Here is a 14193-nt window from a genome sequence, read left to right on the forward strand (position 1 = left end):
ATGTCGCCAGCGTTAATGCAGTGCCGGCCCAGCTTCTTTGTCGAAGCGCAAACAACGCTGACAAACTGACCGTCGTCAGGACGTCCTACATGGTCGCCATGATCAGCGGATCAGCGCCGAACAGAAAGGCATGGCCGCCGAGGAGAAGCCAGAGGGTCATGGTTGCCGTCAGTGCGAAGGCGAGCGCCATGGGGGTATCGACCCTCATCCTGTTTCTGCCGGTCAGGAGTTTTGCCAGAGGCAGCAGCGGATGATCCGTGCAGAATGCGCTCCAGCCCATGCCAAGCCGACGTCTTGCCCGCCTATCGAGCATCAGGAAACCGGCTGCAGAAAACAGGCCAAGTCCGCCGAACAGGATGAGAGACCGCAGGTCGCCATTGGCGATCAGATGGCCTCCTGACCAGAAGAGAAAACCCCACAAAACCGGATGGCGTGTGAGGGCGACGATGGCTCCCGGTTGATCGCCGTGCCGAAGGGTTATCGAGGCTGGGTTGGGCGTGAACAGGCCGGCAAGGACGAGAAATATGCCGAGCGGTGCGAGCACGAGTGTTACCGTTGCATGGCCACCAGATGGCTCCCACAGTTCTACGTAGGGCGTGTTCAAGGCAGCATGGAACACCCAGACGAGCAGCAAGGTCGAGACGATCGAATAGATCAGGAGGTATGTTTTTCGGCCGAGAATAGCGATTGCGCCGTTACGGATCGCTGGGAGAGCCGGTACAGAATGCAACAGGACGAATGCAATCAGCGCGAGATAGAGCTGGCTCAAGCGAAAATCTCCCGTTCTTCGGACTCCGCGGCCAACAGGGCTTCCATCATCAATTTTTCGGTGGAGACGTGGCGGCGCAGGCACTCCAGGAAACTGCGTAGCATTCTTGCTATTGTGTCGAGCGGCAGGGTGCACCGGCCTTCGGAAAGCGCCGTGAGGGTCAGCCGCAACTCTTCTGCCACCAGTCTGTCGTAACGGTGCTCGGCCTTCAGATGTTCGATGATCATGACCGAAAAACACGAGCCTGCACGATGGTCAAAGCCGGGAAAGAGAACCTGTTCCTCCAGATCATGCGCCTCCCTGAGCCGCAGGAATATGGAATTGGAAAGGCGTTGCAGATCGGCGTATTCCGGATCGGTTCCAATCTCTTCCATAGCCTCTTCGAGCTGCAGGCTGAGGTTGAGGAGCTGCTGGTGATTGGCGTCGAGCCGGCGAACATCCGGGGCGTTCAGCGCATTGATCGAGGCTGTCATGACGCTTCCCCTATTGCTGCAGGAACAGGATGCCGGCGATGATGACCGCGGCCGCAACTGCCGATAGCGTGCCGCTACGCTGAAGCACACCCATGCGCTGCAAGGTGAGCGCGAAACCGATAATGATCGGTGTCACGACGAGAAGGCCGACCTGTGCGTCCGTCATGGTAAAATTCCTTTCGACGCACCCACCATGCCCTGGTGATCCGCAATCCTCTTTGCCGGAGCGCAAAGAAGGACATTTTCGCGACGCCTATCGTCGGGCATGGCTATGCAAAACGAGATATCAGGTAGGGCGCCTCTGCAGATCGCTCATGAGACGGTGGGCGACGAGGACGTTATGCTTCTCTGGATTCTGGTCTGGAGCGAACTTGTCGCCTTCGGCATTCTGCTCACGGCATTTCTGATCATGTCAGTCATACATGCAGAGGATTTTGCAGTCGCCCGCATTCACCTCAATCCCGGCCTTGCGGCGGCAAATACGGTCGTGCTGATAACCAGCGGCTGGCAGGCCGCGATTGCGGCATGGCGGCGGGCGACGCCTTTAAAGGCGCGGATCCCGCTTTGCGTGGCCGCGGCCTTCGGGCTTCTGTTCGTCGTGATCAAATGTATCGAATACGCCGCCGAGTTCCGTTATTCTTTCGATGCGACCTTCTCCTATTTTTTCCAGCTTTATTTTCTCATTACTGGGTTTCATCTTCTCCATGTCGTCTTCGGCAGCTTCGTCCTGTTTCTCGTCGCCTGGCGACCGGCGCGGGGCAACATCCTTCTCATCGCCACGCTCTGGCACGCGATCGATCTTGTCTGGCTGGTGATGTTCCCGATCATCTATTTGGTGTGAACGACCATGCATGATGCTCGCTTCCCGCTTCTCGGGACATTCATTCTCGTTCTTGTTCTCGCTATCGGTGGCGCCACGATTGCGACTCTGTCTGACGGAAACCTGATCGCCATCGGCACTGTGTTGTTGATTGCTTTCGCAAAGGCGCGGTTGGTCATTCTCGATTTCATGGAACTGCGTCATGGCCAGCGCGGCATGGCCCTATCGCTGCTGGCATGGTGCGCGCTGCTGCTTCTCGTAGCCCTGGCGCGGCCGCTTCTCGTTTCATCTCTCACCTAAGCCAAACCGCTCCCTTCTTTGCCAATGCACAAAGAAGGCTTTTCCCCGAGCAATAGAAAGAAGACGTCCCGCATGGCCGGCGAGGGGATCGTCCGGCCGCAGCATGGCGGGAGATTTCGAGCCGTGGTCACTGACTACGTCAGATGAGAGGACGTAAGGTATGGCAGAACGCCTCACCAAGACCGGAGCCCGCAACGTCTTTTACGGCGGGTCCATATTCTTTTTCGCGATTTTTGTGGGGCTGACAGCCCATAGTCACTGGTACATCCGCACGACCTCGACGGATGAAACGGCGCTCACCGACAGCGTCGCCCGCGGTAAGCATGTCTGGGAAACAAACGCCTGCATCAACTGTCACACCTTGCTGGGGGAGGGTGCCTATTTCGCGCCTGAACTGGGCAATGTCTGGGTTCGCTACGGCGGTCACGACGATGCTGACGGTGCCCGCGACACGCTGAAAGCCTGGATGGCGTCCCAGCCGAGCGGCATCGAGGGACGGCGTCAGATGCCGCAGTTCAACCTGACCGAACAGGAACTGAACGACCTCGCCGACTTCCTCGAATGGACGAGCAAGATCAACACCCAGAAATGGCCGCCGAACGACGCCGGTTGATGAGCTCGGACCTTAAGGAGAAACATGCGATGAAATACCAAACCCAAAAGGTCGCGATGCTGTATTTCTACGGCGCGATCGGTCTCTTCCTGGCGCAGGTGCTGTTCGGCGTTCTGGCCGGCACGATCTATGTCATGCCGAATACCCTGTCCGAACTCCTGCCGTTCAATATCGTCAGGATGATCCATACCAATGCGCTGATCGTCTGGCTGCTGATTGGCTTCATGGGGGCAACCTACTACCTGCTTCCCGAAGAGGCTGAAACCGAACTCTACAGCCCGAAACTGGCTATCGCGCAGTTCTGGATCTTTCTGATCGCCGCGGCCGTTGCCGTGGTCGGCTACATGTTCAAGATCCATGAGGGGCGTGAATTCCTCGAACAGCCCTTTGCCATCAAGGTCGGCATCGTCATCGTCTGCCTGATGTTCCTGTTCAATGTCACCATGACCTCACTGAAGGGCCGCAAGACCGTCGTCACCAACATTCTGATCTTCGGTCTCTGGGGGATCGCGATCTTCTTCCTGTTTTCCTTCTACAATCCGGCCAATCTCGCGCTCGACAAGATGTACTGGTGGTATGTCGTGCACCTGTGGGTGGAAGGCGTGTGGGAGCTGATCATGGCTTCTGTCCTTGCCTTCCTGATGATCAAGCTCAACGGGATCGACCGCGAAGTGGTCGAGAAGTGGCTCTATGTCATTGTCGGCCTGGCGCTGTTTTCCGGCATCCTCGGCACCGGCCACCATTATTACTGGATCGGCGCGCCGGGTTACTGGCAGTGGATCGGTTCGCTGTTTTCGACGCTCGAAGTCGCGCCCTTCTTCACCATGGTCATATTCACCTTTGTGATGACCTGGAAGGCCGGCCGCAAGCATGCCAACCGTGCCGCTCTGCTCTGGTCGATCGGCTGCTCGGTCATGGCCTTCTTCGGTGCCGGCGTCTGGGGTTTCCTGCACACGCTGTCTTCGGTGAACTACTACACCCACGGGACGCAGGTGACCGCAGCACACGGCCATCTCGCCTTCTTCGGTGCCTATGTCATGCTCAACCTTGCCATCATGGCCTATGCCGTTCCGGAAATCCGTGGCCGCAAGCCCTATAACCAGTGGCTGTCCATGGTGTCCTTCTGGATGATGTGCACGTCGATGTCGGTGATGACCTTCGCGCTCACTTTCGCCGGTGTCTTGCAGGTTCATCTGCAGCGTGTGCTGGGCGAAGGTTACATGGATGTGCAGGAACAGCTGGCTCTGTTCTACTGGGTCCGTCTCGGCTCCGGCGTCTTCGTTCTGATATCCGCGTTGATGTTTGTCTGGGCCATTCTCGTGCCCGGCAAAGAGCGCGCACGGACAATTGGCGGCATTGCCGAGCCGGCCGAATGAGTGATGTCCCGGCCCGCGCTCCTGAAGCCGCGGGCCGGGATTTTTCCATCATCATCAGGGAAACTTTCGATGAACATGCATCTGCGTCACTCGACATCCCATATCCCGGCCTATGCGCCGGCGGGTAATGAATGCGTCCTGTTCGAAACCGCATGGACACGCCAACTGCCGCTGCTCCTGAAAGGCCCGACGGGTTGCGGCAAGACACGGTTCGTCAGCCATATGGCGGCAAAACTCGGCCTGCCGCTGACGACCGTGTCCTGCCACGATGATCTCGCGGCAGCCGACCTCACCGGCCGTTATCTGCTAAAGGGTGGCGATACTGTCTGGGTCGACGGTCCGTTGACGCGGGCGGTGCGCGAAGGCGGCATCTGCTATCTCGATGAGGTGGTGGAGGCCCGCAAGGATGTTGCCGTCGTGCTCCATCCGCTGACCGACGATCGCCGCATCTTGCCCTTGGAGCGTACCGGCGAACAGCTGGAAGCGCCGGGTTCGTTCATGCTCGTCGTTTCCTACAATCCCGGCTACCAGAGCCTGTTGAAAACGCTCAAACCCTCGACACGCCAGCGTTTTGTCGCGATTGAATTCGATTTTCTGCCCAAAGCGCGCGAGATCGAGGTGGTCGCGGAAGAAAGCGGTCTCGATGCAGCACGTGTCGAGCCTCTGGTCGAACTCGCCCGAAGGCTGCGAGCGCTGAAGGGCCATGATCTGGAAGAGGGCGTTTCCACTCGTCTCCTGGTCTATTGCGCGAGCCTGATCGATGCCGGTCTGGATCCACGCGAAGCCGTGCGGTCGGCGATGATAGAGCCGCTGACCGATGAGCCGGATGTCCGCACCGCTCTCCTCGAACTGATGCAGGCGGTGATCCGCTAAAGGCAGTAACGATGCTGGATTTTCTCGAACTCGAAGAGACAGTCGGACGCGCCTGGCACAATTTCGCCGGCAATACCCGCACTTGGCCACGATACGAAGCGGCAGCGGTCAGACTGGAAGAGGTGCTTCCGGTTCTCTCCGTCTGCTTTCGCGGTTTTGGGGGCGAACGAACGGTGCAACTCGTTCCCGCGCGCGGCAAGGCTTCCGCGCATCGCCTGAAGCTTCGCCAGCGCATCGGGCTGGGAGAGGAAAAGCTCATCCAGCCCGCCCGCGACGAGGCATCGCTGATGCTGCCGCCGGTTCTAGACCTGATGCCGGAACGCCATCTCAATCGCGATCTGTTCTTTTGGCTGGCGGCGATCATGGCGCGGATGGACCTTACTCCGATCCATGAGACCGATCCGCTTCGGCGCGATCTCGCCCTGCTCGAACAGGCAGAGCGCCGGGTGGAGGATGTGCTCGAAGTCTTCCCGGGCCTGAAACCCCGCTATCAAAGTCTTTGCCTGTCGCTGATCGAACAACGCCATCGCGGAAAATTGCCGCGCATCGAGCAGATGGTTGAAAACTGCATCGGCGATCTGTTGCGGCACGGTGCCGGTCTGGCGCCTTTGCACAAGTCTGGTCCGTGGCCTCCCAAGGCTCCGCCCGGTTATCTGCCCATGCTACCGGTGCCGCTCTGGCCGGATGCGCTTTTGCGTGAGGAAGCCGATCCGCGGCAGGAGGAGGATCGCCCCGCCGGCGGTTCGTCGCAGGATGCCATGACGGGTGGCCGCCACATTGCCGTGCGTGAAAAGGGCTCGAAGAAAAGGGGCGAGCGCAGCCCGTTTATCCTCAACCGTTTCGAGAAGATCCTTGCCATGGCGGAGATGGTCAATGTCGACCGCCCCGGTGACGACAGCGACGATCACGATGCGGCGGCGGCCGACGAACTCGACGAAATGACGCTCGGCGACCGCAAGGGACGGCCATCGGCAAAATTCCGCTTCGATCTTGACCTGCCGCCGGAAGCGCTGGTGCATACGCCTCTTGTCGCCGAACTCACCTATCCCGAATGGGATTATCGTCGCGGCATCTATCTGAGTGATCATTGCCGGGTGTTTGCCGGTCCCGCGCCGCTGGAAGGCGAGGATTTCCAGCAGTCTGACGAAGTGAAAAACCTCATTCGCCGGGTACGTCGGCAATTCGAAGTGATGCGGCCGAAACGCGAAATGCTGCGCGCCCAGTTCGATGGCGCGGACCTTGATCTCGATGCTGTCGTGCGCAGCCGCACCGACCTGAAAGCCAGTGGTGAATGCTCCGATCGCATCCATCTGATGAGCCGGCCGCAAGCGCATGACTTGGCCGTGACGCTGCTGGTCGATGTGTCGCTCTCGACCGATTCCTGGTTCAACGACCGAAGGGTGCTCGATGTCGAGAAAGAGGCGCTGATGGTGCTGGCCGAGGGGCTCTCCGCCTGTGGTGACAACCACTCCATCCTTACCTTCACCTCGCGCCGGCGCGATTGGGTACGGGTGGAAACCATCAAGGCGTTCGACGAGCCGATGAACCATGCCGTGCGCCAACGCATCGCTTCACTGAAGCCCGGTTACTACACTCGGATTGGTGCTGCCATCCGTCATGCTGCGGCAAAACTGTCCGAACAGCCCAACCGCAAGCACCTGATGCTGGTGCTGACAGATGGAAAACCCAATGATGTCGATCATTACGAAGGCCGGTTTGCGCTGGAAGATACGCGCCGCTCGGTGATTGAAGCTCGGCGCAAGGGTGTTCAGGTGTTCGGCGTCACTGTCGATCAGGATGCCAAATCCTATGTGCCAGCGATCTTTGGCCAGCATGGATTTGCAGTCATCCCGGATATCCGCAAGCTGCCTTCGGCGCTTCCGGCCATCTATCGCGGGCTGGTCGGCTGATCCCCAACCGACCGCAGCGAGGACCCGGCGTTGCCCGAAGGCCGGGTCCATCTTTTTCTGGAAATCGCTCAGGCCGCTTTTGAATGGGTGCGGCCTGTATGGTCCAGGTAGGCATCGAAACAGGCCGCAACGGCCCTGACCAGAAAACGCTCTTCACCGCGCAGGCGTAGGACGCTGTTCTCCAAAGTAACGATCTCATCTGCGAGCAGACGTTGAAGCTGCGAATTCCCATTCACGACCGCATCTACGCAGACGCCATGGGACTGGCATATTGCGGCAAGATCGACCGAGAAATCACACATGATCCGCTCGATGATATCCGCTCTCAACCTGTCGTCGGCCGTCAGGCGATAGCCCTTTGCGGTAACGAGCTGGCCGGTCGCGACCGACTGTGCGTATCGGCCGATCGCGACTTCGTTCTGTACGTAGCCGTGAACCGAGCGGCCGATAGCAGAGGCACCGAAGCCGATCAGGGTTTCGCAGGCATCCGTTGTATATCCCTGAAAATTCCTATGCAGCGATCCGGTTTTGGCGGCTATCGAGAGGCTGTCGCCGGGAAGGGCAAAATGGTCGAGCCCGATCTGCCTGTATCCGGCATCGAGCAAAGTCTCTGCAATCGCTTCCGCTTGTGCATGGCGTCCGGCTGCATCTGCGAGGGCTGCCTCGTCGATCAGGCGCTGATGTTTCTTGAAGGTCGGGACATGGGCATAGCCGAAAACAGCGAATCGGTCGGGCCGCATCGATATGGCGGTTTCAGCCGTTTCGACTGCCGAGGCAACTGTCTGATGCGGCAAGCCGTAGATGAGGTCGAAATTGATGTTCCCGACGCCGGCAGCGCGAAGGCCTTCTGTTGCGATACGGGTCTGGCTTGCTGTCTGAATGCGGTTGATCGCCTTTTGCACTTTCGGATCGAAACTCTGTACGCCAAGGCTCGCGCGGGTAACACCGGCCTTGCCGAGTGCGGAGATCATCTCACCGGTTAGAGTGCGAGGATCGATCTCCACAGCCAGTTCCGTATTCTTGGCAAAAGAGAAGTGGCTGCGCAGGTGAAAGTCAAGATCAAGGAATTCGGCAGGTTCCATGATTGTCGGCGTGCCGCCGCCGAAATGGACCGTGGCAATTTCCGCTTTTTTCGACATGGCCTCGGCCACCAGACCTATTTCGCGCTTCAGCATATCGAGGTAGTCGAGTATCGGCTGATCTTTCAGGGTGATTGTCGTGTGACAACCGCAATACCAGCACATCGACCGACAGAACGGTATATGTACATAAAGAGAGATGGGATCGCCGCCATCGATCTGGGATAACCAGTCGCCATAGGTTCCGGGCCCAATGGACGGAGAAAACCGCGGCGCGGTCGGATAGCTGGTGTAGCGCGGTAGCCGGGCGTCGCCATATCGCTCAAGAATGCTTCTCTTCATCGTTCAACTCCTGTGACAGGAGCAAAAGTAGAGGTCGCACACCTATCCTTCTTTGCCGAATGCCAAGCAGCGAACGGATTGGCTGGATCTGAAAGATCTTTGAGCCGAAACAAGGAGGGACTTTTTCGCGCGTGTTAGCAAAAGGCCATAGGCCGCGCCCCAGGCCCCACATATCTCGCGGGCAGATGAAGGACGGTATAGACGATGACTGCAAAGCTTGGTGAAGTTCTCTCGATCGATGTTCGCGAGATTCCGGGAGCTCAGCGCCATCGGCGCATTTTCGGCACGCTGGAGACACTCGAGCCCGGAGAGGTGCTGCACATTATCGTGGATCACGATCCGATCCCGTTGCGCATGCATCTCGACAGTCATTTCACCGGCCTTTTCGGATGGGAATATCTCGAGCATGGCCCGCTTTGGAAGGTCGAGCTCAAGCGGCTCAAGCATGACGGTTGCGGTTGCTCCTGCGGTGGCCATCACTGAAACACGTCGGCTAGTTTGATGCCGCCGGGTCAAACGGAACCAGCCATATCGCTACGCGGGGAGACACGGCATGTCGCAGGTTTACAAGCAACTCGATATCCGTCCTATTCTGCGTGAAGGCGGGGAGCCTTTTAAGGACATCATGGCGACAGTTCAGTCATTGGCACCAGGAGAGGGGCTGCGGCTTCTCTCCACATTCAAGCCAACGCCCCTCCTGTCGCTAATGAGCCGGCAGGGGTTTTCAAGCGAAATGCAGGAGTTTGAGAACGGCGACTGGGAAATTACCTTTTCGCCATCAGCCGACCAAGCGGCTCGGGTTGCTGTGTCGAGCGGTGCCGAAAACGCTTCGGATTGGCCGGAACCTCTGTGGCAACTCGATCTTGTCGATGCGCCACCACCAATGCCGATGGAAAAGGTATTGTCGCGACTTTCTCTGATGGAACCAGGCGAAGTCTTGTTTGTGCTCCTCGCCAGTGAACCCGCATTCCTGGCTGCGGAACTGGAAAGCAGGGGCCACCTTTGGGTCGGAGCCTCGGATGGTTCTGGCAAAGTCTATCGGATGCTCATCCGCGCAGGACTAACCGACTGAAACCTGCCGCGCTCCTTCGGCCTCGTTATTCCAATCCTCGTTTTATCTTCCGTTATCACCGCTAACCCGTCAGCCACCTTCGTCTTGCGGTTTGGCGGCCAAAAGACGTTGCCGTCCCATCAGGAGCCGACATCGTTAGAAGCGGATTAGTCGATGATGTGACCTTCTCGGGCGGCTAGGTAAGCTGCCAATTGATCCGTGTCCTGAAGGCCATGGGTTGCGGCCTTACCCATCAGTTCAGCTGGAACCTTCCAGCCGGGATTGACGCCATCCATATTGGGAAGTTCATGCGCAATGCCCTTGTGGCAATCGATACAGGTTGCCTTTCCAGCAAGAAGATAACGCGTGTGTATTTCAGCGGCGCGTTTCGTCTGCTTGGTCAGATCCATCGCGATAGACGAGTGGCAGTTCCGGCATTCCAGGCTGTCATTGGCCTTCAGCCGTGCCCATTCGTGTTGGGCAAGCTCAAGCCGCTTGTCCAGAAACTTCTCGCGCGTGCTGATCGTGCCAAAAATCTTGCCCCAAACTTCCTTGGAGGCCTGCATCTTGCGGGCGATCTTGTCGGTCCATTGATGCGGCACGTGGCAATCCGGGCAGGAGGCGCGGACACCCGAACGGTTGGAAAAATGGACCGTGCGCGTCAATTCTTCATAGACGTTGGCCTTCATTTCGTGACAGCCGGTGCAGAATTTTTCGGTATTGGTCACTTCCAGCGCCGTGTTGAACGCACCCCAGAACAGTACCCCTCCCACAAAACCGCCAAGTGTGAGAAAGCCGAGGCCTAAGGTTCCAGCGGGCGTAGCGAGAATACGCCAGGCCCACAGGATGACTGCTTTGACCATGCCGATCATTGTCCAGATCCCGCCGGTTTGAAGCCCAGTTCGCTCATGTCCTTGAACATGTTGTCCACCAGCGGTCGCGTGTCGGCTTGCGGAACGTGGCATGCAGTGCAGAAATAACGCCGCGGCGAAACATCGGCGAGCATCTGACCTTCGCGGTTCATGTAATGGGTGACACTGATCATCGGCGCACCCGAGCCCTCGGTCAATTCACGCCGATGACAGGACATGCAGCGATTGGTGTTGACCGACAGCTGGTAGCCTTCGATCGAATGCGGAATCACTGGCGGCTGGTCGGGATAGTTGCGCATCTTCTGGATGTCATCGACGATCCATTTCGGCAGCGGGTCTGCACCGGTATTTTCCATCGGGCTAGCACGACCCGAGAGTTGCGGCACTGTTTGCGCAAGAGCCACCGTACCCGTTACCAGGCACAGAGCGAGCGCGAAAAGCGTCCAGAGACGCCGGCTCAGACGACGGCAAGGATCTTGACTGCGCATTTTTTGAAATCCGTCTGTTTGGAAATGGGGTCGGTGGCGTCGAGCGTGACCTTGTTGATCAACTGACTGGCGTCGAACCACGGCACGAAGATCACGCCATGCGGCATGCGGTTGCGGCCGCGGATATCCACCCGGCTGATGATCTCGCCGCGTCGCGACTGGATTTTCACCTGTCCGCCTTGGTTGATGCCAAGCCGGCGCGCGTCGTCGCCGTTCATGAAGCAGCGGGCACCCGGAAATGCCTTGTAGAGTTCGGGGACGCGCATGGTCATGGAGCCGGAATGCCAGTGCTCCAGCACGCGGCCGGTGACCAGCCAGAAGCCGAATTCGTCATCCGGAGATTCTGCCGGTGGTTCGTAGGGTGCTGCCAGAATGACGGCACGACCGTCTTTCTGACCGTAGAATTTCACGCCTTCTCCGGCCTTGACGTAAGGGTCGTAACCTTCGCGGTAACGCCACTTGGTCTCTTCACCGTTAACCACCGGCCAACGCAGGCCGCGGACCTGATGGTACATATCGTAGGGCGCAAGATCGTGGCCGTGGCCGCGGCCGAAGCTGGCATATTCCTCGAACAGCCCCTTTTGCAGGTAGAAGCCGAAGGCTTTTGCCTCGCGGTTCTCGTAGTCAGGCGAGATCTCGGTTGCGGGGAACTGATCGACCTGACCGTTCTGGAACAGGACTTCATAGAGCGTCTTGCCCTTGTAGTCCGGGCTTTGGTCCAGGATGTCCTGCGGCCAGACTTCCTCGGTGGTGAAACGTTTTGAGAATTCCACCAGCTGCCAGAGGTCGGAACGGGCCTCGCCCGGTGCGTTGACCAGCTGATGCCAGACATGGGTGCGGCGTTCGGCATTGCCGTAGGCGCCTTCCTTTTCCACCCACATGGCGGCGGGCAGGATCAGGTCGGCGCACATGGCGGTGACGGTCGGATAGGCGTCCGAGACGACGATGAAATTATCCGGGTTGCGGTACCCGAGATAGGCCTCGTTGCTGTTGTTGGCAGCGGCCTGCATGTTGTTGTTGACCTGAACCCAGTAGAAGTTCAGCTTGCCGTCATGCAGCATGCGGTCCTGCTCGACGGCGTGGTAGCCCGGCTTTTCCGGGATGATGCCGTGCGGGATCTTCCACAGTTCCTCGGCATGTTTGCGATGTTCCGGGTTGGTCACGGTCATGTCGGCCGGCAGGCGGTGCGCAAACGTGCCGACCTCGCGGGCTGTGCCGCAGGCCGAGGGCTGGCCGGTCAGCGAGAACGGGCTGTTGCCCGGCTCGGAGATTTTGCCGGTGAGCAGATGGATATTGTAGACCATCTGGTTGGCCCAGACGCCACGGACATGCTGGTTGAAGCCCATGGTCCAGAGCGACATTACCTTGACCTTCGGGTCGGCATAAAGCTCGGCCAACTGCTCCAGAAACGCCTTGTCGACGCCGGCCAGTTCGGCAACTTTGTCGAGCGTATATTCGGAAACGTGCTTCTTGAACGCCTCGAAATCGATCGGCGTCATCTCGGCAGCCTTGGCTGCGCCGGTTGCCTTCACTTCCAGTGGGTGTTCCGGGCGCAGGCCGTAACCGATATCGGTGGTCGCCTGCATGAACTTGGTGTTCTTGTCGACGAATTCCTGATTTACGCGACCGGTCTGGATGATGTGGTTGGCGATGTAGTTGAGGATCGCCAGATCGGTGCCGGGTTTGAAGACCAGCGGAATATCGGCAAGGTCCATGCTGCGATGGGTGAAGGTCGAAAGAACCGAAACCTTGACGTGCTCGTGACCAAGGCGGCGGTCGGCGAGGCGTGTCCAAAGGATCGGATGCATCTCCGCCATGTTCGAGCCCCACAGCACGAAGGCATCGGCATGCTCGAAATCGTCGTAGCAACCCATCGGCTCATCCATGCCGAAGGTACGCATGAAGCCGTAGGCGGCAGACGCCATGCAGTGGCGGGCATTGGGGTCGAGGTTGTTGGAGCGGAAACCGGCGCGCATCAGTTTGGTCGCGGCATACCCTTCGAAGATCGTCCACTGGCCGGAGCCGAACATGCCCAGCGCCGTCGGCCCCTTTTCCTTCAGCGTCTTCTTGGCCTTCTCGGTCATGATGTCGAAAGCTTCCTCCCAGGTAACGGGCTCGAACTCGCCTTCCTTGTCGAAGACGCCGTTGCGCTTGCGCAAGAGCGGTGTCGTCAGGCGGTCCTTGCCGTACATGATCTTCGACAGGAAATAGCCCTTGACGCAGTTGAGGCCGCGATTGACCTCGGCCTCCATGTCGCCATGGGTGGCGACGACATGGTTTTCCTTCACGCCAACCATGACACCGCAACCGGTGCCGCAGAAGCGACAGGGCGCCTTCGACCACTTGATCTCCAGTGCGGCAACACCGCCCGGGACGGATTGGGCGGATGCCGGCATGGCGATGCCGGCCGTCGAGGCCGCGATCGCAGCGGCCTGCGCCTTCAGCACATCACGCCGCGTGAGTTCTGCCGTCATCCGACATCTCCTTTTCTGAAATTGTCTGTTCGAAAACCATGTGTGCGGCGATGACATCGTCCATCGCCGAAATTCCAATCAGTGTTTCACCGAGAAAGCCGGAGCTTGGACCTTCGATAACAATGACGATCTTGCCGCCACCCGTAGCATGCACCTCGACCCCCTCGATTTCGGCAAGGGCTGCGGACATGCGCTCGACCGCTTCCGGCCGCGTCACGACCACGGCGCTCGATATGTGATGCTGTGGTTCACGCATGTGCCACCTCCGTTGTGTTTGCCGTCATGGTGATGGACTGGGTTGGACAGACCGAAATGCAGGCACCGCAACCGGTGCAGGGGTCGGTGTCGAGCACGGGCACGAAAGGCCCGCCAAGCCGCGGCTTGAACCGGATCGCCGTCGTCGGACAGGCATCGCGACACGCCTGGCAATCGACGAAGTTCAACGCAAGACAGGTGCCTGTTATGACGGCGTGATGGGTAAAGGATGCGGCGGGTTCAGGCGGGAAAACCCGCTCGGGACATCGTTTCGAACAGTTGCCGCAGAAGGTGCATTCGCCAACCTTGAAATCGACGATTGGAACGCGGCTGCGAACCGTGATGATCTTTGTCGGGCAGACCTCCGCACAACCACCGCAACCCGAACAGTTGCGGACGGATTCGTCCGTTACACCGGGAGGGTAATAGTGGCCGGTTTCGCGCAATGTATTTCCCGTCAGGAATGCGCGACGCGTGCTGGCGACCTTGCTCATACTT

General features: G+C 58.8%; 17 protein-coding genes. 8 read left to right on the forward strand and 9 right to left on the reverse strand.

All coding sequences use genetic code 11. The features are described 5' to 3' along the window. Positions 1-85: 85 nt before the first annotated feature. Genes FHP24_RS21300 through FHP24_RS28800 form a run of 3 tightly spaced genes read right to left on the reverse strand, consistent with a single transcriptional unit; the run spans position 86 to position 1408 of the window. Complete coding sequence (locus FHP24_RS21300; RefSeq protein WP_139678240.1) at positions 86-769, reverse strand: NnrU family protein; 684 nt, start codon at positions 767-769, stop codon at positions 86-88. Continuing rightward, the gene (locus tag FHP24_RS21305; RefSeq protein ID WP_139678241.1) at positions 766-1242 is read right to left on the reverse strand and encodes a hemerythrin domain-containing protein; all 477 of its coding nucleotides are present in this window, start codon (positions 1240-1242) and stop codon (positions 766-768) included. Before FHP24_RS21305 ends, FHP24_RS21300 begins: the two co-directional genes overlap by 4 nt. Positions 1243-1252: 10 nt before the next feature. Beyond that, positions 1253-1408, reverse strand: coding sequence for a hypothetical protein (locus FHP24_RS28800; protein WP_180356075.1), 156 nt, complete (start codon positions 1406-1408; stop codon positions 1253-1255). A gap of 105 nt (positions 1409-1513) precedes the next feature. On the opposite strand from FHP24_RS28800, the gene FHP24_RS21310 reads away from it, so the two are divergent. The 6 genes from FHP24_RS21310 to FHP24_RS21335 all read left to right on the forward strand — a co-directional run bounded on the left by FHP24_RS21310 (position 1514) and on the right by FHP24_RS21335 (position 7134). Beyond that, the gene (locus FHP24_RS21310) at positions 1514-2083 is read left to right on the forward strand and encodes a cytochrome c oxidase subunit 3 (protein ID WP_139678242.1); all 570 of its coding nucleotides are present in this window, start codon (positions 1514-1516) and stop codon (positions 2081-2083) included. 6 nt (positions 2084-2089) lie between these two features. Then, on the forward strand, positions 2090-2362 hold the full coding sequence (locus FHP24_RS21315; protein ID WP_139678243.1) for a cytochrome C oxidase subunit IV family protein: 273 nt from the start codon (positions 2090-2092) through the stop codon (positions 2360-2362). Positions 2363-2522: 160 nt separating this feature from the next. Continuing rightward, positions 2523-2975: a c-type cytochrome gene (locus FHP24_RS21320; RefSeq protein WP_139678244.1), complete on the forward strand. Its 453-nt coding sequence runs from the start codon at positions 2523-2525 to the stop codon at positions 2973-2975. Positions 2976-3004: 29 nt separating this feature from the next. Beyond that, the gene (locus FHP24_RS21325) at positions 3005-4351 is read left to right on the forward strand and encodes a nitric-oxide reductase large subunit (protein WP_139678245.1); all 1347 of its coding nucleotides are present in this window, start codon (positions 3005-3007) and stop codon (positions 4349-4351) included. Positions 4352-4420: 69 nt separating this feature from the next. Beyond that, positions 4421-5224 (forward strand): CbbQ/NirQ/NorQ/GpvN family protein, encoded by an 804-nt coding sequence (locus FHP24_RS21330; RefSeq protein WP_139678246.1) that lies wholly within the window; start codon positions 4421-4423, stop codon positions 5222-5224. Between the two features lie 11 nt (positions 5225-5235). Next, on the forward strand, positions 5236-7134 hold the full coding sequence (locus FHP24_RS21335; RefSeq protein ID WP_139678247.1) for a nitric oxide reductase activation protein NorD: 1899 nt from the start codon (positions 5236-5238) through the stop codon (positions 7132-7134). 68 nt (positions 7135-7202) lie between these two features. Here FHP24_RS21335 and hemN read toward each other — a convergent pair whose 3' ends face one another. Further along, positions 7203-8555 carry an oxygen-independent coproporphyrinogen III oxidase gene (gene hemN, locus FHP24_RS21340; protein ID WP_139678248.1) on the reverse strand — a complete coding sequence of 451 codons (1353 nt, stop codon included), beginning with the start codon at positions 8553-8555 and terminating at the stop codon, positions 7203-7205. 204 nt (positions 8556-8759) lie between these two features. Between hemN and FHP24_RS21345 the strand changes: the two genes are divergently transcribed. Further along, positions 8760-9038, forward strand: coding sequence for a DUF2249 domain-containing protein (locus FHP24_RS21345; protein WP_139678249.1), 279 nt, complete (start codon positions 8760-8762; stop codon positions 9036-9038). A 70-nt stretch (positions 9039-9108) separates the two neighbouring features. Further along, the gene (locus FHP24_RS21350; RefSeq protein WP_139678250.1) at positions 9109-9627 is read left to right on the forward strand and encodes a DUF2249 domain-containing protein; all 519 of its coding nucleotides are present in this window, start codon (positions 9109-9111) and stop codon (positions 9625-9627) included. 146 nt (positions 9628-9773) lie between these two features. Here the strand turns inward: FHP24_RS21350 and FHP24_RS21355 are convergent, their stop codons facing one another. The 5 genes from FHP24_RS21355 to FHP24_RS21375 are packed head-to-tail and all read right to left on the reverse strand — an operon-like array spanning position 9774 to position 14189. Further along, positions 9774-10478 (reverse strand): NapC/NirT family cytochrome c, encoded by a 705-nt coding sequence (locus FHP24_RS21355; RefSeq protein WP_180356076.1) that lies wholly within the window; start codon positions 10476-10478, stop codon positions 9774-9776. Beyond that, positions 10475-10966: a nitrate reductase cytochrome c-type subunit gene (locus FHP24_RS21360; protein ID WP_139678251.1), complete on the reverse strand. Its 492-nt coding sequence runs from the start codon at positions 10964-10966 to the stop codon at positions 10475-10477. The genes FHP24_RS21355 and FHP24_RS21360 overlap by 4 nt, the downstream gene beginning before the upstream one ends. After that, complete coding sequence (gene napA, locus FHP24_RS21365) at positions 10936-13440, reverse strand: periplasmic nitrate reductase subunit alpha (RefSeq protein WP_139678252.1); 2505 nt, start codon at positions 13438-13440, stop codon at positions 10936-10938. The genes FHP24_RS21360 and napA overlap by 31 nt, the downstream gene beginning before the upstream one ends. Further along, on the reverse strand, positions 13415-13696 hold the full coding sequence (locus FHP24_RS21370) for a chaperone NapD (protein ID WP_139678253.1): 282 nt from the start codon (positions 13694-13696) through the stop codon (positions 13415-13417). Before FHP24_RS21370 ends, napA begins: the two co-directional genes overlap by 26 nt. After that, entirely contained in the window at positions 13689-14189 is a 501-nt protein-coding gene (locus FHP24_RS21375) for a ferredoxin-type protein NapF (protein WP_139678254.1), read from the reverse strand. The genes FHP24_RS21370 and FHP24_RS21375 overlap by 8 nt, the downstream gene beginning before the upstream one ends. Positions 14190-14193: the final 4 nt, after the last annotated feature.

This window comes from Aliirhizobium smilacinae (genome assembly GCF_006335145.1).
Taxonomy (GTDB): Bacteria; Pseudomonadota; Alphaproteobacteria; order Rhizobiales; family Rhizobiaceae; genus Neorhizobium; species Neorhizobium smilacinae.

Bases quoted from the DNA above. Each gene is read 5' to 3' on its own strand.
- FHP24_RS21310 (WP_139678242.1), top strand. From the start codon at position 1,514: ATGCAAAACGAGATATCAGGTAGGGCGCCTCTGCAGATCGCTCATGAG.
- FHP24_RS21350 (WP_139678250.1), top strand. From the start codon at position 9,109: ATGTCGCAGGTTTACAAGCAACTCGATATCCGTCCTATTCTGCGTGAA.
- FHP24_RS21355 (WP_180356076.1), bottom strand. From the start codon at position 10,478: ATGATCGGCATGGTCAAAGCAGTCATCCTGTGGGCCTGGCGTATTCTC.
- FHP24_RS21315 (WP_139678243.1), top strand. From the start codon at position 2,090: ATGCATGATGCTCGCTTCCCGCTTCTCGGGACATTCATTCTCGTTCTT.
- napA (WP_139678252.1), bottom strand. From the start codon at position 13,440: ATGACGGCAGAACTCACGCGGCGTGATGTGCTGAAGGCGCAGGCCGCT.
- FHP24_RS21375 (WP_139678254.1), bottom strand. From the start codon at position 14,189: ATGAGCAAGGTCGCCAGCACGCGTCGCGCATTCCTGACGGGAAATACA.
- FHP24_RS28800 (WP_180356075.1), bottom strand. From the start codon at position 1,408: ATGACGGACGCACAGGTCGGCCTTCTCGTCGTGACACCGATCATTATC.
- FHP24_RS21330 (WP_139678246.1), top strand. From the start codon at position 4,421: ATGAACATGCATCTGCGTCACTCGACATCCCATATCCCGGCCTATGCG.
- FHP24_RS21345 (WP_139678249.1), top strand. From the start codon at position 8,760: ATGACTGCAAAGCTTGGTGAAGTTCTCTCGATCGATGTTCGCGAGATT.
- FHP24_RS21320 (WP_139678244.1), top strand. From the start codon at position 2,523: ATGGCAGAACGCCTCACCAAGACCGGAGCCCGCAACGTCTTTTACGGC.
- FHP24_RS21305 (WP_139678241.1), bottom strand. From the start codon at position 1,242: ATGACAGCCTCGATCAATGCGCTGAACGCCCCGGATGTTCGCCGGCTC.
- FHP24_RS21335 (WP_139678247.1), top strand. From the start codon at position 5,236: ATGCTGGATTTTCTCGAACTCGAAGAGACAGTCGGACGCGCCTGGCAC.
- hemN (WP_139678248.1), bottom strand. From the start codon at position 8,555: ATGAAGAGAAGCATTCTTGAGCGATATGGCGACGCCCGGCTACCGCGC.
- FHP24_RS21370 (WP_139678253.1), bottom strand. From the start codon at position 13,696: ATGCGTGAACCACAGCATCACATATCGAGCGCCGTGGTCGTGACGCGG.
- FHP24_RS21360 (WP_139678251.1), bottom strand. From the start codon at position 10,966: ATGCGCAGTCAAGATCCTTGCCGTCGTCTGAGCCGGCGTCTCTGGACG.
- FHP24_RS21325 (WP_139678245.1), top strand. From the start codon at position 3,005: ATGAAATACCAAACCCAAAAGGTCGCGATGCTGTATTTCTACGGCGCG.